The 23,735-nt window shown below is 68.9% G+C and carries 19 protein-coding genes; 11 read left to right on the forward strand and 8 right to left on the reverse strand.

All coding sequences use genetic code 11. From position 1 onward, the window contains the following. Nucleotides 1-18: 18 nt before the first annotated feature. Nucleotides 19-534, reverse strand: coding sequence for a DUF2244 domain-containing protein (locus ACSSVZ_RS22445; RefSeq protein ID WP_453973021.1), 516 nt, complete (start codon nt 532-534; stop codon nt 19-21). Between the two features lie 22 nt (nt 535-556). Here ACSSVZ_RS22445 and nth point away from each other — a divergent pair, with 22 nt between their 5' ends. From nth to ACSSVZ_RS22465, 4 genes are all read left to right on the forward strand, one after another. Next, nucleotides 557-1,315: an endonuclease III gene (gene nth / locus ACSSVZ_RS22450; RefSeq protein WP_453973023.1), complete on the forward strand. Its 759-nt coding sequence runs from the start codon at nt 557-559 to the stop codon at nt 1,313-1,315. A 217-nt stretch (nt 1,316-1,532) separates the two neighbouring features. Continuing rightward, entirely contained in the window at nt 1,533-2,276 is a 744-nt protein-coding gene (otsB, locus tag ACSSVZ_RS22455; protein ID WP_453973025.1) for a trehalose-phosphatase, read from the forward strand. Then, a complete protein-coding gene (locus ACSSVZ_RS22460; RefSeq protein ID WP_453973027.1) occupies nt 2,273-4,051 on the forward strand; it encodes a glycoside hydrolase family 15 protein in 1,779 nt (592 codons plus the stop codon). Before otsB ends, ACSSVZ_RS22460 begins: the two co-directional genes overlap by 4 nt. 8 nt (nt 4,052-4,059) lie before the next feature. Further along, nucleotides 4,060-5,442 (forward strand): alpha,alpha-trehalose-phosphate synthase (UDP-forming), encoded by a 1,383-nt coding sequence (locus ACSSVZ_RS22465; protein WP_453973028.1) that lies wholly within the window; start codon nt 4,060-4,062, stop codon nt 5,440-5,442. A gap of 30 nt (nt 5,443-5,472) precedes the next feature. On the opposite strand, the gene pdeM is transcribed toward ACSSVZ_RS22465, so the two are convergent. The 5 genes from pdeM to ACSSVZ_RS22490 form a co-directional block, all read right to left on the reverse strand. Next, complete coding sequence (gene pdeM / locus ACSSVZ_RS22470; protein WP_453973029.1) at nt 5,473-6,189, reverse strand: ligase-associated DNA damage response endonuclease PdeM; 717 nt, start codon at nt 6,187-6,189, stop codon at nt 5,473-5,475. Continuing rightward, on the reverse strand, nt 6,186-8,759 hold the full coding sequence (locus ACSSVZ_RS22475) for a ligase-associated DNA damage response DEXH box helicase (RefSeq protein ID WP_453973030.1): 2,574 nt from the start codon (nt 8,757-8,759) through the stop codon (nt 6,186-6,188). Before ACSSVZ_RS22475 ends, pdeM begins: the two co-directional genes overlap by 4 nt. A gap of 63 nt (nt 8,760-8,822) precedes the next feature. Continuing rightward, on the reverse strand, nt 8,823-10,214 hold the full coding sequence (locus ACSSVZ_RS22480) for an ABC1 kinase family protein (RefSeq protein WP_453973031.1): 1,392 nt from the start codon (nt 10,212-10,214) through the stop codon (nt 8,823-8,825). Nucleotides 10,215-10,362: 148 nt separating this feature from the next. Beyond that, nucleotides 10,363-10,524, reverse strand: coding sequence for a hypothetical protein (locus ACSSVZ_RS22485; RefSeq protein ID WP_453973032.1), 162 nt, complete (start codon nt 10,522-10,524; stop codon nt 10,363-10,365). Nucleotides 10,525-10,578: 54 nt separating this feature from the next. After that, nucleotides 10,579-12,423 (reverse strand): M3 family oligoendopeptidase, encoded by a 1,845-nt coding sequence (locus tag ACSSVZ_RS22490; RefSeq protein WP_453973033.1) that lies wholly within the window; start codon nt 12,421-12,423, stop codon nt 10,579-10,581. A gap of 215 nt (nt 12,424-12,638) precedes the next feature. Between ACSSVZ_RS22490 and ACSSVZ_RS22495 the strand changes: the two genes are divergently transcribed. Next, a complete protein-coding gene (locus tag ACSSVZ_RS22495; RefSeq protein WP_453973034.1) occupies nt 12,639-14,288 on the forward strand; it encodes a L,D-transpeptidase family protein in 1,650 nt (549 codons plus the stop codon). A gap of 282 nt (nt 14,289-14,570) precedes the next feature. Then, nucleotides 14,571-16,304 (forward strand): DUF882 domain-containing protein, encoded by a 1,734-nt coding sequence (locus tag ACSSVZ_RS22500; protein ID WP_453973035.1) that lies wholly within the window; start codon nt 14,571-14,573, stop codon nt 16,302-16,304. Between the two features lie 320 nt (nt 16,305-16,624). Here ACSSVZ_RS22500 and ACSSVZ_RS22505 read toward each other — a convergent pair whose 3' ends face one another. Both ACSSVZ_RS22505 and ACSSVZ_RS22510 read right to left on the reverse strand, forming a co-directional pair. Next, complete coding sequence (locus tag ACSSVZ_RS22505; protein WP_453973036.1) at nt 16,625-16,894, reverse strand: DUF2312 domain-containing protein; 270 nt, start codon at nt 16,892-16,894, stop codon at nt 16,625-16,627. Nucleotides 16,895-17,175: 281 nt separating this feature from the next. Then, the gene (locus tag ACSSVZ_RS22510) at nt 17,176-17,481 is read right to left on the reverse strand and encodes a DUF1244 domain-containing protein (protein ID WP_453973038.1); all 306 of its coding nucleotides are present in this window, start codon (nt 17,479-17,481) and stop codon (nt 17,176-17,178) included. Between the two features lie 192 nt (nt 17,482-17,673). Here ACSSVZ_RS22510 and ACSSVZ_RS22515 point away from each other — a divergent pair, with 192 nt between their 5' ends. From ACSSVZ_RS22515 to ACSSVZ_RS22535, 5 genes are all read left to right on the forward strand, one after another. Next, nucleotides 17,674-18,609: a DMT family transporter gene (locus ACSSVZ_RS22515; RefSeq protein WP_453973039.1), complete on the forward strand. Its 936-nt coding sequence runs from the start codon at nt 17,674-17,676 to the stop codon at nt 18,607-18,609. A 268-nt stretch (nt 18,610-18,877) separates the two neighbouring features. Continuing rightward, on the forward strand, nt 18,878-19,333 hold the full coding sequence (locus ACSSVZ_RS22520; RefSeq protein ID WP_453973040.1) for a DUF1036 domain-containing protein: 456 nt from the start codon (nt 18,878-18,880) through the stop codon (nt 19,331-19,333). Further along, nucleotides 19,330-20,766: a pyruvate kinase gene (pyk, locus tag ACSSVZ_RS22525; RefSeq protein WP_453973041.1), complete on the forward strand. Its 1,437-nt coding sequence runs from the start codon at nt 19,330-19,332 to the stop codon at nt 20,764-20,766. Before ACSSVZ_RS22520 ends, pyk begins: the two co-directional genes overlap by 4 nt. 256 nt (nt 20,767-21,022) lie before the next feature. Beyond that, the gene (locus ACSSVZ_RS22530) at nt 21,023-21,766 is read left to right on the forward strand and encodes a carbonic anhydrase (protein WP_453973042.1); all 744 of its coding nucleotides are present in this window, start codon (nt 21,023-21,025) and stop codon (nt 21,764-21,766) included. A gap of 75 nt (nt 21,767-21,841) precedes the next feature. Then, complete coding sequence (locus ACSSVZ_RS22535; protein ID WP_453973044.1) at nt 21,842-23,368, forward strand: glycosyltransferase; 1,527 nt, start codon at nt 21,842-21,844, stop codon at nt 23,366-23,368. Nucleotides 23,369-23,735: the final 367 nt, after the last annotated feature.

Genomic DNA, 23,735 nt, shown 5'->3' on the forward strand with positions numbered 1-23,735 from the left:
GACCCGTTTCCGAACAGCTCAGGCGACGCGCGGTCCGCCGCGCTTGGCATCGGCAAGCGCCCCGTCGAAGGCCGCAGCAAAACTCTCCCGGTCATCCGGGTTGAGAAATCCGCCGACGACGAGGCTGCGTCCATGCGAGGTCAGCGTCAGGTTCGTCACCCCCTCGTCGGCCAGGCGGGTGATGGCCAGACGGGCCCACGCCGGATTGAACCGGAACTCCCGGGTCCGGCCGTTCGCCCCCACCTGCCGCACCAGGATCTCCGTGGTCGACACCTGCACCTCCTCGAAGGCGCGCGCCGCCCGGTAATTCTGGCGAAACGCGAAGAACAGCAGGCCGACGTCGGCGATCATGAACAGCGCCACCGGCCACGCGCCGATGAAGTAGAAGCGCAGGCCCGACCACACCGCGATCAGCGTCGCGATGCCCATCATGACGCGAAAGCCGCGCCGCCCCAGCGATCGATGCGGGGTCAGCACCGCCGAGAAGAACGGTGCCACGGCTTCCTGGTCCCATGTCGTGTTGCTCTGGGTCATGGAACACAATTATAGAACCGAAATGGCCGAATCGAAGTCCCCGACGCGCTCAACGTCGCCGCAAGGCGAAAAATCCACGCCGCGCAGCGGACTGGCGGGGCAGCCGGCACGCCGGAAGAGCCTTTCGAAGACGCGCAGCGCCTATACGAAGGCCGAGATCGCGGCGATCTTCGCGCGCTTCGAGGCCCGCGATCCGGAGCCACGCGGCGAGCTGCTGTACGTCAATCCCTATACGCTGCTGGTCGCCGTGGTGCTGTCGGCCCAGGCCACCGACGTCGGCGTCAACAAGGCCACCCGGGGGCTGTTTGCCGCCGCGACGACGCCGGAGGCGATGGTGGCGCTCGGCGAGGACCGGGTGCGCGAACACATCCGCACGATCGGGCTCTACCGCAACAAGGCCAAGAACGTCGTCGCCCTCTCCCGCGCGCTGATCGCCGATCACGGCGGCGAGGTGCCGCGCGACCGCGAGGCCCTGCAGGCGCTGCCGGGCGTCGGGCGAAAGACCGCCAACGTGGTCCTGAACATCGCGTTCGGCGAACCGACGATCGCCGTCGACACCCATATCTTCCGGATCGCCAACCGCATCGGACTGGCGCCCGGCAGGACGCCCGACGCCGTCGAGGCCCACCTTGAGAAGGTGATCCCCGCTCGCTTCAAGCAGCATGCCCACCACTGGCTGATCCTGCACGGACGCTATGTGTGCAAGGCGCGCAAGCCGGAGTGCACCGCCTGCCTGATCGCCGATCTGTGCAAGAGCCCGGAGAAGACGCTGGCCGCGTAGAGCGGGATGGGGAAAGGTGGATGCCGGCTTTCCGCTCCAGGATATTACAATCGGTCACGGCCTGCGGTTTCAGGTCGATCAGCTCTGACTTCCTCGGGGTCTGGCGGCCTGAAGCACGCGCATCCCCCACGGTCGGCCGCCCGCGACCGACCGGAGCCGGGTCCGGCCGGCGCCTCGATCATCGACCCATTCCCGCGCCTCGTTTACAAGGAACGGCATGACGCATCCTCCGATACCCCTCCGACCCGCCGTCTTTCTCGATTTCGACGGCACGCTGGTGGACATCGCGGAAACGCCCGACGCGATCGTCGTGTCCTCCGATCTGGTCGATCTGCTCGGCCGCGTGCGCAGCCACGCCGGCGGTGCGGTGGCCGTCGTCACCGGCCGCCGGATCGCCGAGATCGACCGCTATTTGTCGCCGCTCGTCCTGCCGACGGCGGGGTTGCACGGGATCGAGCGCCGCAGCGCGGAAGATGCCGCGGTCGTCGAGCTGCCCAAATCCGGGCAGGTCCACATCCTGCGCGACCGGCTGGAACGTTCGCGCCTGCTGCAGAACGGGGTCAGCCTCGAGGACAAGGGCAGCGGCATCGCCGTTCATTACCGCCAGGCCCCGGAGGCCGAGGCGGAGGTGAAGGCCGCCCTGCGGGATGCCACCGCCGATCTGGAGGAATTGCACCTGATCGAGGGCAAGATGGTCGTCGAAGCCAAGCGCGGCGACGTCAACAAGGGCACCGCGATCGGCGCCTTCATGGAGATCCCTCCCTTCGAGGGCCGCACGCCCGTCTTTCTCGGCGACGACGTCACCGACGAAGACGGCTTCCGGATCGTCAGCGGAATGGGGGGCGTCGCCATCAAGGTCGGCGACGGCGCCACCAGCGCCCCGTATCGCCTCGACGGCAGCATCGATGTGATGGAATGGCTCGATCGGCTGACGCGCCCCGAAAGGTCGCTCGCGTCATGAGCACGCTCGAACTCGGCCTGATCGGCAACTGCTCGATCTCCGTTCTGATCGACAAGCAGGCCCGCATCGTCTGGTGGTGCCTGCCCCGCTACGACGGCGACCCGGTGTTCCACGCCCTGCTCGGCAGCCGCTCGGGCGACCCGGCAGACGGCGCGTTCACGGTGGAGATCGAGGGCCAGGTCCGCACCGAGCAGAGCTACGTCACCAACACGGCCATCCTGTCGACGCGCATCTATGCCGAAGACGGAACGGCGATCGAGATCATCGACCACGCCCCCCGCTTCGAGGCCCGCGGCCGGACGTTCCGCCCCGCCCAGTTCGTGCGCCAGGTGCGGCCGCTCGTCGGCCGGCCGCGGATCCGCATCAAGATCCGCCCGGTCTTCGGCTGGGCGCGGTCAGCGCCCGAGATCACCTCCGGATCCAACCACATCCGCTATGTCGGCGACGGCATCGCACTGCGCATGACGACCAACGCGCCGGTGACCTACATCCGCGACGAGACCTGGTTCCAGCTCGACCGCGAGCTGGCGCTGTTCCTCGGTCCGGACGAGACGCTCACCGACCATCCCGTCAAGATCGCCCACACCTTCGTGGAGAACACCGAGACCTACTGGCGCGGCTGGTCGCGCCGGCTCGGGCTGCCGCTGGAATGGCAGGACGCGGTCATCCGCGCCGCCATCACCCTCAAGATGTGCACCTTCGAGGAGACCGGCGCCATCGTCGCCGCCATCACCACCTCGATCCCGGAGGCGGCGAACTCCGGCCGCAACTGGGACTACCGCTACTGCTGGCTGCGGGATGCCTTCTTCGTGGTGCGCGCCCTCAACGGGCTGTCGGATCTCGAGACGATGGAAAACTATCTCCGCTACATCAACAACATCATCGCCATGACCAACGGCGAGCACGTGCAGCCGGTCTACGGCATCGGTCTCGAGCGCGCCCTGATCGAGGAGACCGTGGACCTGCCGGGCTACCAGGGCATGGGGCCGGTGCGCGTCGGCAACCAGGCCTACGAGCACTTCCAGCACGACGTCTACGGCAACATCGTCCTGGGTGCCGCCCAGGCGTTCTTCGACCAGCGCCTGTTCCGGCCGTCCGGCATCGAGGACTTCCGCCAGCTGGAGGCCATCGGCGAGAAGGCCTACGAACTCTACGACAAGCCCGACGCCGGCATGTGGGAACTGCGCACCCGGGCCCGCGTTCACACCTCGTCGAGCCTGATGTGCTGGGCGGCCCTCGATCGGCTGGCCAAGATCGCCTACCGCCTGGGGCTGGATCCGAAGAAGTGGCGGTCGCGCGCCGACGAGGTGAAGGACACCATCCTCAGGCGCGCCTGGAACGAGGATCTCGGTGCGTTCGCCGAGAGTTTCGAGGGCACCGACCTGGACGCCGGCCTGCTGCTGGCGGCCGAGGTCGGACTGGTCTCCCCGAACGATCCGCGCTTCGTCGCCACGGTGGAGAAGATCGGCGCGAAGCTGCGCCACGGGAACCACCTCTACCGCTACGCCGCGGCAGATGATTTCGGCCGGCCTGAAACCGCATTCAACATTTGTACGTTCTGGTACATAGACGCGCTGGCGCGGATCGAGCGTGTGGAGGAAGCCCGGGAGATCTACGAGTCCATGCTTTCGTGCCGCAACCACCTCGGCCTGCTGTCGGAAGACGTCGATCCGGCGACCGGCGAACTGTGGGGAAACTTCCCCCAGACCTACTCGATGGTCGGTATCATAAACGGCGCGATGCGGCTCAGCCGGCGCTGGGACAAGATGGTCTGAGGAGGGACATGGGACGCCTGGTAGTCGTTTCGAATCGCGTTGGCCCGCTGAAGGACACCGGACGCGCCGGGGGCCTGGCCGTGGCGCTCGTGGACGTGTTGAGGGATAAAGGCGGCGTCTGGTTCGGCTGGTCCGGAAAGATCAGCGAAGAAGGCACCTTCTCCGAGCTGCGCGAGCAGAGCTCCGGTCCGGTCAAGATCGCCACCATCGATCTCACCCAGGCCGATTACGACGAATACTACGCCGGCTATGCAAATCGCTGCCTGTGGCCGACCATGCACTATCGGCTCGACCTGACCGACTTCGACCGCCGTTTCGACGAAGGCTACCGCCGGGTCAACGAGCGGTTCGCCGTCCGACTGAAGGCGATGCTCGAACCCGACGACATCATCTGGGTCCACGACTACCATTTCATGCTCTTGGGCGCGCAATTGCGCGCCATGGGCGTCAACAATCCGATCGGCTTCTTCCTGCACATCCCGTTTCCCGTGCCGGAGGTGCTGACGGCCCTTCCGAACCACGCCGGGCTCGTGCGGTCGATGCTCGCCTACGACCTGATCGGCTTCCAGACCGAGCGCGATTCGCTGGCGCTGAAGCGCTACCTCGTCGAGGAGGCAGGCGCCTCCGAGGGCGCGGACGGCGCCATGTCGGTGCTCGGCCGGACGGTTCAGCTCGGTGCGTTCCCGATCGGCATCGATGCCGAGACCTTCGCCGAATATGCCGTCGCCGGCGAGGGCCAGCGGAATTTCCGCCGCCTCAAGACCCTGCTCAACGGTCAGGTCCAGATCGTCGGCGTGGACCGCATCGACTACTCCAAGGGTCTGCCGGAGCGCTTCCGGGCGGTCGAGCGGCTGTTGGAGGATTATCCGGAGAACCGCGGCCGCGTCTCCTACATGCAGGTTGCGCCGCCGTCGCGCTCCGAGGTCCGCGCCTATTCCGACATCCAGCGCACGCTCGAAGGCCTGACCGGACGCATCAACGGCCGCTTCTCCGACATCGACTGGACGCCGATCTCGTTCCTGACCCAGTCGCTGCCACGCCGGTCGCTGGCCGGCATCTACCGGGCGAGCCTGGTCGGCCTCGTCACGCCCCTGCGCGACGGCATGAACCTCGTCGCCAAGGAATACATTGCCGCCCAGGATCCGGAAGACCCCGGCGTCCTCGTCCTGTCACGCTTTGCCGGTGCGGCCGAGGAATTGCGCGAGGCGCTGATCATCAATCCGTATTCCATCGATGCCATCGCGGAGGCGCTGCAGACCGGCATCCGGATGCCGCTGGACGAGCGCAAGGACCGATGGGAGCGGCTCTATGACCGCATCACCACGACGACCGCGTCCCAATGGTCCCACACCTTCGTGGAGCGCCTGACCGAGGCTGCACGGCGGACGTAGATCGTCGCCGGTTCGATGAGCGCAGGGTTCTCAGGCGAACGCCGGAACGCTCCCCACCGCATAGACCTGGTCGCGGCCGAGCAGGAAGGCGCGCACGTCGGCGCGGTGCGGCCACAGGCCCCGGAATGCGGCATCGCGGATGTCGAGCCCTCCGGTGTAGGCGCCGAATGCCGGCAGCACCATGCGGGCCCCGCAGCCGAGAAAGCAGCGCCGGCGCAAGGATTTCCCCCGCCCGGAGACCCGCGCGACCGGATGCAGGTGGCCGGCGACCTCGGGCGCCTCCACCGCACCCTGCGACGGCTCGTGGCGGAAGGTCACGCCCCCGATCGTCATCGTCTCGGCAACCGTGCCGCCCCAGTCGACCGGCGGCTGCGGATCGTGGTTGCCGGATATCCAGATGAAGTCCGCCGCATCGGTCAGCCGGCGCACCGTTTGGCGCGAGGCGGCGGAGAGGCGGTCGCCGGCAGCGCTGTCGTGAAAGGAATCGCCCAGCGCGACGATCCGGCGCGGCGCGAACCGGGCCACCACCTCCGCCAGCCGCGCCAGCGTGACATCGCTGTCGTAGGGCGGCAGGAAGGTGCGCGAGCGGGCGTAGGAGCTGCCCTTCTCCAGGTGCAGGTCGGCGACGATCAGCGTCGCCGCGTCGGCCCAGTAGAGCGCGCCGGAGGGATCGAGGGCCGCCGACATGCCGCCGATCGCCACCGTGCGGTAGCTCCGCTCCGTCGTGTGCGCAGGACGCACCGTCATGCCATCGCTTCCTCGATCAGCGCCTCGCCCGCCCCCGCCAGGATCGCCTCGTCGGCCTCGCCGCCAACCGCTTCCCTGCCGATGTCGAGCAGGATCGGGACCGCCAGCGGCGACACCCGATCCAGCCGCTTATGGACGATTCGGCCCTTGATGCGCGAGAGCATCTCGCCGAGCCGCACGATGTCGAGCAGCCCCGAGGCCGCATCGGCCCAGGTGGCGCGCATCAGCAGGTGGTCCGGCTCGTGCTGGCGCAGCACGTCGTAGATGAGGTCGGTGGAGACCGTCACCTGGCGCCCGGTCTTCTCCTTGCCCGGGTGGCGCCGTTCGATGAGGCCGGAGATGACGGCGCAGGCGCGGAAGGTGCGCTTGAGGAGATAGCTCTCGGCGAGCCACGCCTCGAGGTCGTCGCCGAGCAGGTCCTCCTCGAACAGGTTTCCCACCGTGGGCCGCCCCCGGGCGAACAGGCCGCCCATGTCCTCCAGCGCCCAGATCCCGAGAGCATAGTCCGACGCCACGAAGCCCATCGGCTTGGCGCCGAAGCGCTCCAGCCGTCGGGTCAGAAGCATGCCCAGCGTCTGGTGGGCCAGCCGCCCCTCGAACGGGTAGGCGACCATGTAGTGCCGGTTGGCGCGCGGGAACGTCTCGACGAGCAGTTCGCCGCGCGTCGGCAGCACCGAGCGCAGGCGCTGGACGCTGAGCCACTCGCGCACCTGCGCCGGCAGCCGGTCCCAGCTCGTCTCGTCGGCGAGAAGGCCTCGCACGCCGTCGGCCAGATAGGTCGACAGCGGAAACTTGCCGCCGGCATAGACCGGGATCTTCGGCGTGTCGTCGCGCGCCTTGGTGACCAGCACCTCCTGCTCGCGCATTGCCTCGAAGCGCAGCACCTGGCCGGCGAACATGAAGCTGTCGCCCGGCGACAGGGTCTCGATGAAATACTCCTCGATCTCCCCCAGCATCCGTCCGCGCCCGGTCAAAAGCCCCGCCTTGCCGCGCCCGACCATGCGGATCTTCACCAGCGGCGCCTCGACGATGGTGCCGACGTTGAGACGGTAGCGCTGGCCGACGCTCGGATGGGTGAGGCGAAAGCGGCCGTCCGGCATCCGGCGGATCTTGGCGAAGCGCTCGTAGGCCTTCAGCGCGTAGCCGCCGGTCGCGACGAAATCGACGACGCTGTCGAAGGTCGCCCGGTCGAGGGCCCGGTAGGGATAGGCGGTCGTCACCTCCCGGTGCAGGTCGGCGGCGTCGAACGGCGCGGCGCAGGCAACGCCCAGCACGTGCTGGGCCAGCACGTCGAGGGCGCCTTCGCGGATCGGCGGCGTGTCCTGGGCGCCGATGTAGTTGGCGTCGAGCGCGGCCCGGCACTCCAGCACCTCGAACCGGTTCGCCGGCACCAGCAGCGCCCGCGACGGCTCGTCGAAGCGGTGGTTGGCGCGGCCGATCCGCTGGGCAAGCCGGCTCGCCCCCTTCGGCGCGCCGACGTGGATGACCAGGTCCACGTCGCCCCAGTCGATGCCGAGGTCCAGCGTCGAGGTGCAGACCACCGCCCGCAGCCGGTTGTCCGCCATCGCCGCCTCGACCTTGCGGCGCTGGGTCCGGTCGAGCGAGCCGTGATGCAGCGCGATCGCCAGCGTGTCCTCGTTGATGCGCCACAGCTCGTGGAACAGCATCTCGGCCTGGCTGCGGGTGTTGACGAACACCAGCGTCGTCTTGTGCGCCTTGATCGCCTCGTAGACCGCCGGCAGCGCCCAGCGGGCCGAATGCCCGGCCCAGGGGATCCGGTCGGCCGCGTCGATGATGCGGATGTCCGGCCGTGCCCCGCCGGACACCTCGACCACCTCGGCCATCGCCGGAACGTCCGGATCGGTCTGCGGCACCAGCCAAGCCCGCAGACCCTCCGGATCGGCCACCGTCGCCGAAAGGCCGACCGTCCTGAGGTTCGGGGCGTGGCGCCTGAGCCCGGCGATGCCGAGCGACAGGAGGTCGCCGCGCTTCGAGGTCACGAGGGCATGGAGTTCGTCGAGAACGACCACCTCCAGCTCGGAGAACAGCCGGTCGGCCTGGCGGTCGGCCAGAAGCAGCGCCACCTGCTCCGGCGTCGTCAGCAGGATGTCGGGGGGCATGCGCTTCTGGCGCTGGCGCCGGTTGACCGGCGTGTCACCGGTGCGCGTCTCCACGGTGATCGGCAGCCCCATCTCGGCGACCGGCGCCTCGAGGTTTCGGGCGATGTCGACGGCCAGCGCCTTCAGCGGCGAGATGTAGAGGGTGTGCGGGCCCTCGCGCGTGAGCGCGTTGCGGCGCTTCTTCTCGCCGGCGAGATCGATCAGGCTCGGCAGGAAGCCGGCGAGCGTCTTGCCGGCCCCGGTCGGCGCAATCAGCAGCGCCGACCGGCCCGCCCGCGCGTGCGCCAGCAGATCGAGCTGATGCGGCCGCGGCGTCCAGCCGCGCGACAGAAACCAGCCCGAGAACGGCTCGGGCAGCAGCGCGGCGTCGGCGATCTGGGGCTCGGGGGTCGGCGCGGTCACGGGGCGATCAACGGGCCATGGCGGAACGAAACTGGAACATCGCCCCATTCCAACCCCGCTTTGCGCGCGAGCGCAAGGGCACGCGCGCCGCACCCTGCCGGATCGTCCGGCTCAGGCGGCCACGTCCCAGTCCGGCTCGGGCAGCCCGGCTTCGGCCAGCGCCGCCTTCTGGCGCCGGGCGATACCCGCCTCGTCGACGCCTTCGATGGCCGACTGGAACAGCTCGTAGAAATTCAGCTCGGCGTTCAGGTGCAGGAACACCGCGCCGAGGCCGATCGCCGCCCGGTCCATGAACACGAACTCCCGGGGCACCGTCACCGGCCCCTTCTCCTTCAGCGCCTGATGCACCGAAAAGGCCTCGCGGCGGCCGTACTCGCCGGGCTTGGTGCCGTCGGCGATGGTGCGCACGCGGTCGTCGAGCAGTGGCCCGTAGATGAAGCGCGCCCAGATGTTGAGGACGTCGATCAGATCGTTCGACAGCCCCTTGAAGCCCCATGTCTCGTAGGCCGCGACGATCCGGTCGCGGTCGTCGGTGGCAAGCCCCTGGTAGAGCTCCAGCACGCCGTTGATGAAGCCGGGCGGGAAGATCCGGATGCAGCCGTAGTCGAGGAGGTTGATGCCGGCCGGGCGGCCGTCTTCCTCGTAGACGGTGTAGTTGCCCAGGTGCGGATCGCCGTGGATGACGCCGACCCGAGCAAACGGCCGCCACCAGGCCCGGAACATGGTCTCGGCGAGACGGTTGCGGTCCTCGAGCGGATGGTCGCGGAAATCCAGCAGCCGGCGCCCGTCGAGCCAGGTCATCGTCAGGAGCCGGCGCGTGGACAGCACCTCGTGCACGTCGGGCACCACGATGCCCTGCTCTTCCGACAACACGGACTTGTAGAGCCGGGCAGCGCGGGCCTCGCGCTTGTAGTCGAGCTCCTCGCGCAGCCGCTCGCCGATCTCCCGGGCGATCTGGCTGGTATCCAGGGCCGGGCTCATGCGGCGATGGATGGAGAAGATCCAGGACAGCTGCTTCAGGTCCGCCTCCACGGCGGAATCCATGTTCGGATACTGGAGCTTGCAGGCGAGCCGCAGGCCGTCGTGTCCGACCGCGCGGTGGACTTGGCCAAGCGAGGCCGCGGCCGCCGGCTCGTGCTCGAACGAGGCGAACTTGCCCTGCCAGTCCGCCCCGAGCTCGGCCGCCATCCGCCGCTTGACGAACGCCCAGCCCATCGGCGGCGCATCCGACTGAAGGGTGGCGAGCTCGGCCGCGTATTCCGGCGGCAGCGCATCGGGGATGGTGGAGAGCAGCTGGGCCACCTTCATCAGGGGCCCCTTGAGATTGCCGAGCGCCGCGGCGAGTTCGCCGGCGTGGGCGTCGCGCTGCAGCTCCATGCCGAAGAAGCGGGCGCCGATCATCTTGGCGGCGACGCCGGACATGCCGGTGCCGACCCGGGCATAGCGCGCCGCCCGGCCGGTGAACCGGTTGCGTTCGCTGTCGCCGCTCTGATCGGAAGCCATGCGCCTTGTCCTGTCTGGGTATCCCGCACTCAATCCGGTCGCCGGAGCGCGCTCGGCCAGCCGGCACGCGTCGCGGCCGGCGGGCGCGGCTCGTGGAAGCGCCAACGCGCTGCCGGGCGGATCGATCCGGCCGACAGCGACGGTTGAACTAGCGCCGCAGCATCAGCAGTCCACCGATGATGATGGCGAGCACGGCGAGGAAGATGAGCACGACCACCATCGCGGCGGCGCCGACGATGGCGCCCAGCGTCTTCCAGAAGCCGACGGTGGCGATCAGGATGATCAGGATCAGGAAGAAAATCAGCGGCATCTTAAGCTCTCTCCTCTTCGGCCCCGCCGGCAGCGCCTCTCGTGCCGCCCGCCGTCAGGCCCCCTCGGCTTCCAGTTCGTCGATCATGCGCTCGATCACGCCGAGCCCCTTCTGCCAGAAGGCCGGGTCGCGCGCATCGAGGCCGAACGGCTCCAGCAGTTCCGAGTGATGCTTGGTGCCGCCGGCACGCAGCATGTCGAAATAGCGCTCCTGGAATCCCGTCTCGGCCTTTTCATAGACCGCATAGAGCGAATTCACGAGACAGTCGCCGAACGCGTAGGCGTACACGTAGAACGGCGAGTGGATGAAGTGGGGAACGTAGCACCAGTAGGTCTCATAGCCCTCCGACAGGCGCACCGCCGGACCGAGGCTCTCGCGCTGCACGTCCAGCCAGATCTCGCCGATGCGCTCGGAGGTCAGCTCGCCTTCGCGCCGCTCCAGGTGGATGCGCCGCTCGAAGGTGTAGAACGCGATCTGCCTGACCACGGTGTTCAGCATGTCCTCGACCTTGGAGGCCAGCATGGTACGCCGCTGCTCGGGCGTCTCGGCGGTGGCCAGCAGGCTCTGGAAGGTCAGCATCTCGCCGAACACGCTCGCCGTCTCGGCAAGGGTCAGCGGCGTCGGCGCCATCAGCGAGCCGTTCGGCGCGGCCAGCAACTGGTGCACGCCGTGGCCGAGCTCGTGGGCGAGCGTCATCACGTCCCGCGTCCGGCCCTGGTAGTTCAGCAGCACGTACGGGTGCACGCTCGGGATCGTCGGATGGGCGAAAGCACCGGGCGCCTTGCCCGGCCGCGGCGGCGCGTCGATCCAGCCGTTCTCGAAGAACCGCTCGGCGAGCGCCGCCATGTCGGGCGAGAAGCGGCCATAGGCAGACAGCACCTTCTCGCGCGCTTCGTCCCAGGGAATGAGCCGGTCGTCGGTGTCGGGCAGCGGGGCGTTGCGGTCCCAGTAGTCCAGCGCCTCCTTGCCGAGCCAGCGCGCCTTCATCGCGTAGTAGCGATGCGACAGGCGCGGATAGGCCTGGTGGACGGCATCGACCAGCGCATCCACGACCTCGCGCTCGACCCGATTGGCGAGATGGCGGGAATCGGCCACGTCCTCGAAGCCGCGCCAGCGGTCGCTGATCTCCTTGTCCTTGGCGAGCGTGTTGGTGATCAGCGTGAACGTGCGGATGTTCTTGCCGAACACCGCCGCGAGCGCCTCGGCCGCCTGCCGGCGCACCTCGCCGGACGAATCCTGCAGCTTGTTGAGCGCTTCCTCGAGCGTCAGCGTCTCGTCGCCGACGGGGACGATCATCGCCGCCATGGTCTCGTCGAACAGGCGGTTGAAGGCGCCGTGCGAGGTCACCGACTTCTCGTGGAACAGCCGCTCCAGCCGGTCGTCGAGCTGATACGGCCGCTCCTTGCGCACGTCCTCGATCCACGGGCGGTAGCGCGCAAGCGCCGGATCGGCCAGCGCCGCCTCCATGGCGGCATCGTCGATGTGGTTGAGCTCCAGGGTGAAGAACAGGAGATGCACCGTCGCCGCGGTCAGCTTGTCCTGGACGTCACCGTAGAACTTGGAGCGCTTCGCATCGGTGGTGTCGCCGGCGTAGACGAGGCCCGCATAGGAGACCAGCCGCCCGAGCTTCTCGTCGATGGCCTCGTACGAGGCGATCACCGCGGCCAGCGACGCGCCGCCGTTCGGCCCGACGGTCAGCTCCGCCAGCCGGCCCTTGTGGGCCTCCTCGAAGGTCGCGCACTCCGACAGGGCCGCCGCGAGGTCGTCCGTCACCTCGGCTCCGTCCATCGCGGGGTAGAGGTCGGTCAGGTCCCATTCGGGAAGCGCGACGGCCGGGCCTGCCGGGGTGGCGGTCGCGGCGTCCGAAGAAAAGGTGCGGCTGGGACGGAAGGGCGTCATCGGGGGATCCTGCTCCAGACGGGCGTGTCATCAAGCCGATAGCACGGCGGGACGGGAAAGGCCCGGGCCGAAACGCCCCGGCTCAAGTGGCGCGACGGACACATCCGCGGCCGGATCGAACCGAACCGCGGTGGGGTCGCGAGGTGGCGGTTGCTACTTGTTCACTCCTTGGGCCTAAATCAATGTCCGAATCGACGGGGCTTGAGGAGCGGTCAATGCGTTTGAAGGTTTTCGCCGGCGTTGTGGCCGCGGCCGTCCTGCTGCCGACCGCCGTGGCCGCCCTTCCCTCCGGCCCGACCACGCCGGCCGTCCTGACCGACGACATCGCCCGCACCCCGAAGCCGACCGCGCGGCCGATCGATCCGCTGCATGGCGCGATCCGGGGCGGACTGCTGGGTCCGGACCCGCTGATCGCCGACAAGGATCGCTTCCGCGAAGCCCTCATCGCCTTCTACGAGGACCGCGACTTCCAGCCCGTCTGGATCGCCGACGGCGCGCTGTCGCCGGCGGCGCGCGCCGCCATCGCCCGTCTCGGCGAAGCCGCCGCCGACGGGCTCGATCCGGCCGACTATGTCGTGACCGAGCGCATGCTCGACACCGGCCCGCATCCGGCCGGCCCGGACCTCGTCGCCTCCGAGCTCAGCCTGTCGCGCGCCACCATGGCGTTTGCCCGCGACGCCCAGGCCGGCCGCGTCAACCCGCGCACGGTCTCCAGCGTGAACACCCAGATCCCGCCGGTGCCGGATCCGCTGGTGTCGCTGAAGCGCGTCGCGTCCGCCTCCGACCCGGCCGCAGCCCTCGACGCGTTCAATCCGTCGCACCTCCAGTTTCAAGCCCTGAAGAAGGCGCTCCACGAAAGCCGCACCACGTCACGCGTGCAGCCGCTGCCGGTGCCGGCGGGCCGCAACCTGCGCCCGGGCGACAGCGATCCGCGCGTCGGCCTCTTGCGCCAGCGCCTCGGCGTTCTCGTCCAGCGGGGCAGCGACGTCACGGTCTACGACGACGCCGTCGTGGAGGCCGTGAAGGCCTTTCAGGGCGAGCACGGGCTGCGGCCGGACGGGATCCTCGGCCCCAACACGCTCGCCGTCATGAACCGCGGTCTCGGCGGCGATCCGGAGACCGACATCCTGGTCAACATGGAACGCTGGCGCTGGATGCCGCGCGACCTTGGCAAGACCTACGTGTTCGTCAACATTCCGGCCTTCACGGTCGCCATCCGACGCGACGGCACCACCGCCTACGAAGGCCGCGTCATCGTCGGCAAACCGACCAATCCGACGCCGGTCTTTTCCGACGAGATCGAGCACCTCGTCGTCAATCCCTACTGGAACGTGCCGTACTCGATCGCTTCCAAGGAGATGCTCTCCTCGATCCGGAAGAACCCGGACGGCTACTTCTCCACGCGCGGCTACGAGGCCGTCTACAAGGGTCGGGTGGTCAATCCATCCTCGATCGACTGGAGCCCGGCGGCGCTGCGCAACGTCCGCATCCGCCAGAAGCCCGGCGACAGCAATGCGCTCGGCCACATCAAGTTCATGTTCCCGAACGAGCACGCGGTCTATCTGCACGACACGCCGAGCCGCAGCCTGTTCGCCAAGCCGGTGCGCGCGTTCAGCCACGGCTGCGTCCGGGTCGACGATCCGCTCGAGTTCGCCGACGCCCTGCTCGCCGAGGAGGCGCACTGGAACGCCGCGCAGATCAAGAAGCTGATCGGCGGCAGCGAGCGCTACCTCTCCCTCGAGCATCACATTCCCGTGCATCTCGCCTACTTCACCGAGTGGGTCGATGCCGACGGGACGCTGGTCCACTATTCCGACATCTACGGTCACGACCGCCGGCTCGCGAAGCTCCTGAAGGCCGATTGAGGCCCGGTTCGCCGCCGGGGACGGGCCGCCGGCGGCCGGGTCACAAAACAGCCCCCATCGCAGGAAACAAGTTATCGGTGGATGGCGGCGGCAAAAAAGCGGTCGGCCGTGCGGCCCGCTGCACATACCCGATGCCTGCGGCTTTTCATCACGCTCGCAATACGGTAAATCCTCGTTAACCCGTTCCGCCCTATTGCCTAGGGTTCGGGATAAAGCTGTCGCTTTCGAGCCAAGGACTGCGTCTTGGACCAGCTATCGAACGGGAATGGTCGTTTCTCCATCATGCGCAAAGTCCGCAATGCGGCGACGGCCCTGATCGTTGCCCTCAGCCTTCTGCTCGCCGGCGCACCTGCACAGGCGGCGCGCGACCGGACGCTTGATCTCTTCTTCACCCACACGGGCGAGAAGCTGAAGATCACCTACAAGCGCAACGGCCGGTTCATCCCGTCCGCCCTCACCGAGCTCAACCGGTTCCTGCGCGACTGGCGCCGCAACGAATCCACCAAGGTCGATCCGGAACTCTTCGATCTCCTCTGGCAGATCCAGCAGGGCGTCGGCCAGGGCCGGACCATCCATGTGGTCTCCGCCTACCGTTCGCCGGCCACCAACAACATGCTCCGCTCGCGGTCGCGCGGCGTCGCCAAGTTCAGCCAGCACATGGCCGGCAAGGCCTGCGACTTCTACATTCCGGGCGTTTCCACCGCCGAAATCCGCAAGGCCGCCTTCAAGCTCCAGGTCGGCGGCGTCGGCTTCTATCCGACCTCGCGCACCCCGTTCGTCCATCTCGACACCGGCAGCGTGCGCTCGTGGCCGCGGATGACCCGTTCGCAGCTGCTGGCCGTCTTCCCCGACGGCAAGACCGTGCACCTGCCGGACGACGGCAAGCCGCTGAAGGGCTACGAACTCGCCAAGGCCGAGCTCGCCGCCCGTGACCGCGGCGCCCGCACCGAGGTCGCCTCGGCGTCGAGCGGAGGCGGACTGGGCAGCTTCTTCGGAGGAGGCGACAGCCGCCGCGACAGCCTGGTCCGGCCCGAGAGCGGCAACGGCAAGAACATCATCGCCTCGCTGCTCGGCCGCGACAACGACGACGTCGAGGACACCGTCGAGCGCGAAGTCACCGCCGAGGAACGTTCCCGGCCGATCCTCACGGCGTCCGCGACCCGCTCCAGGTCGGCCCCCGAGCCGCAGTCCACCGCGTCGTCCTCTCCGGCCTCGTCCTCGTCGCTGCCGGGCGTCAACCTGACGGCCCCCGACGACGAGATCGCGAACCGCATCAACACGACACCGGTTCCCGCGCCCGCCGCCGCCCCTGCCGCCCAGGAGAGCGCGCCGCCCGTCGCCGAGACGCCGAGCGCTCCGCCGCCGGTTCCCACGGTGCGCCCGGTCGCCGTCAGCCCGGACAACGGGACCCCCGCGGTCGCCCCGGCGATCCCGACGCCCGCGCCCGAGATCGCGCCGGCGGAAGCGCCCACTCCGGAAGCCGTCCTCGTCGCCGCCCTGCCCAAGCCGCGGCCGGCGCACAGCGCCCCGCTGTCGGAGAGCGCCAGCCAGGAGGCCGCCGTCGCCAGCCTGCGCGAGCGCCTCGACGACACCACCGACGTGCCGGTCTTCGGGTATGCCAGCGCCGCCGACGGCGCCGGCTCGGGCAGCGACAACGTGCTGAGTGCGACCGCCGCCATGGTGGTCGGACCGGAGACCGCCGCGGCCCGGACGATGACACCCACCGTCACCGCCGACATCTCCAGCGCGATGGCGAGCGGCACCGACCCGACGGCGACCTTCTTCGGAGCCCCCGATCGCGACGATTCGCGCTTCCTGATCGGCGACAATTCGATGCGGACGATGCAGTTCGCCTGGCTGTCGCATCCGCATCAGGGCGAGATCGGCATCGTGACGGCGATGCACGCCCCGATGGGCGGCTCGGGGGCACTGTCCGACGGCACCGGCGGCCTGCGCACCGATCGCTTCGAGGGCATCCCGCAGGTCTACATCACCCAGGCCTCTGCGCCCCGCTAGCGCATCTCCCGTTCAGATCGAGACGAGCTGAACGGGAAGGAACTGCTCAAGCAATTAAGGCTGGCGCCAGGCAAGGCCCGAGCGGGTCTCCGACCGGCATCCGACCTCGCGCCCCGGCAGCGGTCATGGTTCAGCGGCGATCCGGTTCGCCCCTCGCCCTCGTGATGACACGCCGGCGCCGCCCCAGCGCACGCCCTGAGACTAAGGGACCTCGGCTGTCCAACTCCCTCCGCTGAAACGAAAAATGGCGCGGGCCCCGCCGGGCCGCGCGCCATGCCGGCAGTCGCCGACCCGGCCGCTTCACCGGGTCGAGAAAGGCCTCACGAGGCTTCGCTGGTGTCCGCGAGCACCATGCCAAGCGCGTGCATGTAGAGGTCGAGGAGCGCTTCCTGCTCCTGGCGTTCGGCCGAATCCTGCTTCCTCAGCCGCACCACCGTGCGGATGATCTTGGTATCGTAGCCGTTCGCCTTGGCCTCCGCGTAGACATCCTTGATGTCGTCGGCGATCGTCTGCTTCTCTTCCTCGAGCTTCTCGATACGCTCGACGATGGCACGGAGCTGATCCGCGGCAACACCACCCGGCTGGCTCATGATGACTTTCCTTTCCAAGGCGCGTGGGAGGAGGATCGCTCCTCCGGTCGACAGAGAGGGGGACCCGGCGAAGACGACCGTCCGTTCGGCACGGCCGCTGCGATTGCCGGACTGGTCTAACCGCCCGAAAGATAAGAAATCGCTTCGAAGTCGCGCCGGCGCCGATCACGTCCGCAAACGTCCGGCTTCGCGGGTCGATCGGGCCCGGTGTCGTGCCCCAGCGACGGGACGCGGTCAAGGGGCAGCGGGCGTCGCCCCGCCGCCCAGGCGGCCCGACCGCCTCAATCGTGCTTGGCGGCCGCCTGGAACCCCGCCGCCTGCGCGTCGGTCGCCGGCGTCTGGTGGAGCGCCTTCCAGTCCTCGTACGGCATGCCGTAGACGCGCTCGCGCGCCTCGGCCCGTTCGATATCGAGCCCCTTCTCGGCGGCGGCGTCCTGATACCAGTTCGACAGGCAGTTGCGGCAGAAGCCGGCGAGGTTCATCAGGTCGATGTTCTGCACGTCGGTGCGCGTGCGCAGATGGTCGACGAGGCGCCGGAACACGGCGGCCTCGAGTTCGGTCCGGGTGGCGTCGTCGATCTCGGCCATGGTTGCCTCCGGTTCGGCGCGCGGCCCCGGGCGGGACTCGCGGCATTGGGGGTTGCTCCCTCCAACATAGGGACTGAGCCTCCCAAACGGGAGACGCCCGGACGATCGGCCCCATTCCTCCCCGGAGCGTCTTGTGCGGGCGCCTGCGATCCAGCTACCACTGACGTGCAGTCACGCCGCCGCGGAGTCCTCTTGAGCCTTCCCGTCCAGCCCGCGCCCGAGGTTCCGGCCGACCCATCGCGCGTCGCCGCGGCGATGCTGTGCCTGGTGGCGGGAGCCATGGCGATGGGGGTGTCGCCGCTGTTCGTCCGCTTCGCCGATGTCGGACCGATGACCAGCGCCTTCTGGCGCGTCGCGCTTGCCTTGCCCGCGCTCTGGCTGTGGGAGCGGCTCGAGGCAGACGGCCGATCCGGCGGGACGCGCCCGAAATGGAGCCGTGCCGTCGTCCTCTCCGGCCTGTTCTTCGCCGGCGACCTGGTGTTCTGGCATCTGGCGATCGTCCACACCACGGTCGCCAACGCCACCTTCCTGGCAACGATGGCGCCGGTCTGGGTGATCCTCGCCTCCGGTCTGGTCATCCGTGAGCCCGTCGGCCGGGACGCCGTCTTCGGCCTCGGTCTCTGCGTCGTCGGCGCGGCACTGCTCATCGGGCTCAGCTACTCGTTCGCCCCCGGCCGCCTCGACGGCGACGTCTACGGCGTCGTCACGTCGATGTTCTTCGGTGCCTATTTCCTGGCGATGCGGGTGGCACGGCGCACCGTACCGCCGGGGCTCCTGATGTTCCGCGGCGGGCTGGTCACCGCCGCCGTGCTGCTGGTCGTCGCCCTCGCCACCGAGGACCGGCTGCTGCCGGCCGGCTGGAGCGGGGTCGCCACCCTGCTCGCCCTGGCCCTCGTCTCCCACGCCGGCGGACAGGGCCTCCTGTCCTATGCGCTGGGACACCTGACCGCGGCGTTCTCCTCGCTGGTGATCTTCCTGGAGGCGCTGACGGCCGCGGTGGCCGGCTGGGCCGTTCTCGGCGAGGCCGTTTCGCCTGCCCAGGCGATCGGCGGCGCCGCCATTCTGGCCGGAATCTGGGTCGCCCGTCCGCGCCGCCCGCGACAGACCACAGGGGCTTTAGGCGGATAATCCGCAGGGAAATGCGGGCTTCGGGCAAGCCCGCCAAAATATGGCCGCACTCGGAAGAAAGGGATCGTTAACCATCCAGGGGCGATTACTGACCAACGATGCATCGCAGGATTCGACGGATTTTCGGCCCTGCGCCGGATGCTCCGTCGTAGGCCGCAGACAAGGATTCGTCGCGTTGACAATTGCGGGTTCAGCCCTCAAGAACAGGCGGCGGCCCGCGAGCGGCCACGCGTTGCGACAAGAGGCTTTGGGGTCCGGCGAACGCAGCATGCAACGCCTTCCACGACATCTCCTCACCGCTCTGGGCTCGATCTGCGTCCTGGTTGCGGCGTCCGTGAGCCTGGCCGCCCCGGCTGCGGCCGATCTTCGGTTGTGCAACAAGACCGACGATCAGGTCGGGGTCGCCGTGGGCTACAAGAACGCGGAGAACTGGATCAGCGAGGGCTGGTGGAATCTGCCGGCGCAGAGTTGCGAGGTCCTGCTCGAGGGGCCGCTCAGCGCGCGTTTCTACTATCTCTATGCCCTCGATTATGTGCAGGGTGGCGAATGGGCCGGATCGGCCTTCATGTGCACCCGCGAAAAGGAATTCACCATCACCGGCATCGAGGACTGCCTGGCGCGCGGCTATGAGCGAACCGGCTTCGTCGAGATCGATACCGGTGAACAGTCTTCCTGGACGGTGCACCTAACCGAGCGGTCACGTTCCGGAATGGGTGGGCGATGAAGCGGTCACGCTGTACCAAGATCCTCGCAACCCTCGGCCCGTCCTCGTCCGACGAGGCCACCATTCTTGCGCTGTTCAAGGCCGGTGCCGACGTCTTCCGCATCAACATGAGCCACACCGACCACGCCGCGATGCGGGGTCTCGTGGCCGCCATCCGCTCCGTCGAGGAAACGGTCGGCCGCCCGATCGGCATCCTTGCCGACCTGCAGGGACCGAAGCTGCGCCTCGGCATGTTCGCCGACGACAAGGTCGCGCTCGAAGAGGGGGCGACGTTCCGGCTGGATTCCGACGACACCCCCGGCGACGAGACCCGCGTTCAGCTCCCCCACCCGGAAATCCTGGAGGCGCTCGAGCCCGGCCACCGGCTGCTCATCGACGACGGCAAGGTCAAGCTGGTGGTCGAGACGGTCAGTGTCGAAGGCGTCGACGCCCGGGTCGAGGTCGCCGGCACCGTCTCCAATCGCAAGGGCGTCAGCGTTCCCGACACGACGCTCGCCCTCAGCGCCATGACCGAGAAGGACCGGCGCGACCTCGACGCCGTCGTCGAGGCCCAGGTCGACTGGGTCGCGCTGTCCTTCATCCAGCGCCCCGACGATCTGGCCGAGGTGCGCAAGATCACCCGCGGCCGCGTCGGGGTGATGGCGAAGATCGAGAAGCCGCAGGCGATCGAACGCCTCGACGACATCATCGAGTTGTCCGATGCGCTGATGGTCGCCCGCGGCGATCTCGGCGTGGAAATGCCGCTGGAGAAGGTGCCCGGCCTGCAGAAGCGGATCGTCCGCGCCGCGCGCCGCGCCGGCAAGCCTGTGGTCGTCGCGACCCAGATGCTGGAAAGCATGATCTCCTCGCCGACGCCCACCCGCGCCGAGGTGTCCGACGTCGCCACGGCCGTGTTCGAGGGCGCCGATGCGGTGATGCTGTCGGCGGAATCGGCAGCCGGCCAGCACCCGATCGAGGCGGTCAGGACGATGGACCAGATCGCCTGCGAGGTGCAGCGCGACGAGAACTACGCGACGATCATCGCCGCCCAGCGCACCGAGCCGGAGCCGACGGGCGCCGACGCGATCGCCGCCGCCGCGCGCCAGATCGCCGAGACGCTGAACCTCTCCGCCATCGTTTGCTACACCTCGTCGGGCGCCACCGCGCTGCGCGTCGCGCGCGAGCGGCCGTCGGCGCCGCTGGTGGTCGTCAGCCCGGTGCGCGCCACTGCCCGCCGCCTGGCGCTGGCCTGGGGCCTGCACTGCGTCGTCAGCCCCGATGCGAAAGACGTCGACGACATGGTCGACCGCGCGTGCACCGTCGCCTACCAGGAAAAGTTCTCGCGGCCCGGCCAGCGCCTGATCACGCTCGCCGGCATCCCGTTCGGCACCCCCGGCGCGACGAACCTGCTGCGCGTCGCCTACGTGAACGACGACGGCCGCGGCGGCACCTGACACGCGCTGCGCCGAGCGCCGGCCTGCGGCCGACCGGCACGACCGTCTCTCCCCATCGACCTCCTTGTCCCTATCCCCTCCGTCCGACGGGACGTTGCGTGGGGCAAGTTTCGCGCAAGGCTGCGCCCGCTAGGTTTCCGGCGTGGCGCGATCGGCCCTACGCGCGTCACATGCCCCATCCCACCCGCAAAGCGTCCGCTCCTCCCGTCCGTTCCCCCACGTGCGGGATCGCGGCGGTGCGCAAGGAGACATGACGTTGCGTTTCATCCCCGCCTTCGCAGCACTTCTGTCCGTCGGCATCCTCGCCGCGCCCGCCGCACAGGCGAGCGGCGACACGCCCCACTGGGGCTACGCCGGCCACGAGGCCCCCGACCATTGGGCCGGGCTCCACGAGACCTATGCGGCCTGCGCCGGCGAGCAGCAGTCGCCCGTCGACCTCGCCGCCGGCCGTTCCGCCGCGGCTGAAACCATCGATCGCAACTGGCATCCGTTCAGTCCGCTCGTCCTGAACAACGGCCACACCATCCAGGCGAACGCGCCGGCCGGCAACGTCACCATTGTCGACGGCAAGGCGTACGAGCTCCTGCAGGTCCACTTTCATCACCAGAGCGAGCACACGATCGACGGCAAGCACAGCCCGCTCGAGGCCCACTTCGTCCACAAGGCGGCCGACGGCGCGCTTCTGGTGCTCGGCGTGATGATCGAAGAGGGTCCGGCCAGCGCCGAGATCCAGACGATCTGGGAGGTCGTCCCAGCGGCGAACGCCAAGGCCCAGGCGAAGGCGGAAGCCGACTTCGCCAAGATGATCCCGGCCGGCACCCACTTCCGCTATGCGGGCTCCCTCACTACCCCACCGTGCAGCGAGATCGTCAACTGGGTCGTCTTCACGCAGCCGATCACCGCGTCGAAGCAGCAGATCCAGGCCTTTGCCGATCTCTACCCGGTCAACAACCGCCCGGTTCAGGCCCTGAACCGGCGCTTTATCCTCGTCAGCGAGTAGCCCGGGCGCGCACACGGTGGCTTGCTTTCGCCCGCACCCTGTATCAATCTCTGATTGAAGATCAAGGGGCGGGCGATGGAGCAAGAGGCGGAGTTCGAGATCCGGCACGTCCGGCCCCCGGATTCCGCCTTCCCCCGCGGCCGTCCGCCGCCCTTCCCGGAGGCCGTCCGCCGACGGGGAATGGTGGTCGGGGGCAATGATCGGCCACCGGCTTCCGATCTGTTCGCTGTTGCCGCGAGGTTCGGGCTGCGCGCGGCGACCGTCGGCGATCTCGATCTCGACCCGGCCGATGCCGTCGACCTCGTCCCACAGATTGCCCGGGCGCGCGTCGCCCCCGTGCGGATCGGCAGCACCGGTGCCGGCCCCATCGTCGCCCTGACCGTCGAGACCGCTCGGCAGATCCCGGCCGACCGGCTGCGCCGGCTCGTCCGCCAGGCCCGCAGCCGATTGATCCTGACGCGCGAGCGCGACATACGGCAGGCCGTTGCCCTCCGGGTGCGGACGCTCCCGCCCGATCACCTTCTTGCTGCAGCCGAACGCTTTGCCTGCCGTGGCGATCGGCAGGTGACGGCAGCAGGCCGGGCAAGCACCGAGCCACCCTTCGGCGACGGCCTGTCCGCGCAACAGAGCGCGGATCTCGCCGCATGGCTCGGGCTGCCGTTCGCGCGGGTGCTGTCGCCGTGCGAGACCGATCGGTTCGCGCGCGCGGTGCGCGAGATGCCGGATCGCGTCTGCGCCATCGAAGGCGACACCGCGCCGCTGCTTGCGCTCGCCCCCGGCTATTCCCAGGTGCCCGGTCTGTGCGCGGCGGCCTGCGAACGCACGGCTGCCGCGTCGGCCCTCGTGTTCACCGACCCGGCCGCCATCCGCAAGGCGCGCCGCCGCCGCACGCCGGTCAGCGCGCCCACCCACCTCCGCTGGGATCACGGACTGCCGGCGGCGCTGTCGGCCCGGGCGGTCCTCTCCCCGGTCCAGCGCACCATGATGCCGCCCATCGTCATCTCCGCGGCCGCAGGAGCCGTCGCGGCACCGGCAGCGGTGGCGCTCGCGGCGAGCCTCTTCACCGGCCTCGTGCTGCTCGGCTTGGCGGCGGTGCGCGGTGTGGCGAGCACCGCCATGGTGCCCGACCAGCCGCGGCCGCTCCGCCCGCTCGGTGACCAGGCCCTGCCCACCTATTCCATCCTGGTCCCGCTCTACCGCGAGGCCGCCTCGATCGGGCCCCTGATCGCCAGCCTGCGCCGCCTCGACTACCCCCGCGACCGGCTCGACGTCCTCTACCTGCTGGAGAGCGACGACGCCGAAACCCGGGCCGCCTTCGACGCCGTCTTCCTGCCGCCCGGCCACCGGGTGGTGGTGGTGCCGCCGGAAGGGCCACGCACCAAGCCCAAGGCCCTGAATGTCGGCCTCGGGCTGGCGAGCGGCGAGCTGGTGACGATCTTCGACGCGGAGGACCGGCCGGATCGCGGCCAGCTGCGGCTCGCCGCGGAGACCTTCGCCGCCGGCGGCGAGCGCCTCGCCTGCCTGCAGGCGCGCCTCGCCATCGATCATGCCCGCGACACCTGGATCACCCGCATGTGTAACGCGCAACTTCGGTTGGCATAGGCGGGGTTAAGCGGGATTCTCCGGGATTAGGCGGGATCACGCGAAAACCCGCGCATTCTCAGAGGTATAACCGGAATTGAAGTGCAGCGGCAGTTCCCTGTCCAGGCTGTCGGGAATGCCATCCAAACTTGCGCATCCCTTTTCTTGTCGGCCAGTGGCGCAAATCGAGAGCCTTACTAAGTTATTGGAGAACAACAGCCGAAGGTCCCAAAAGTGGGAAGCGTGCAAGCCGGACCTATGATCCTGGCGACCAGCGTCCAAGCATTTGCCAAATCGAGAACTTTTAGGGCGATCTCGGACCGTTTGAGGTCGCGAAAGCGGGAACTCGGCACAGCTAGGAAGCGTAGTCTTGGATGCCGCCCGAACT

The sequence above is a fragment of the Amorphus sp. MBR-141 genome, assembly GCF_053628695.1.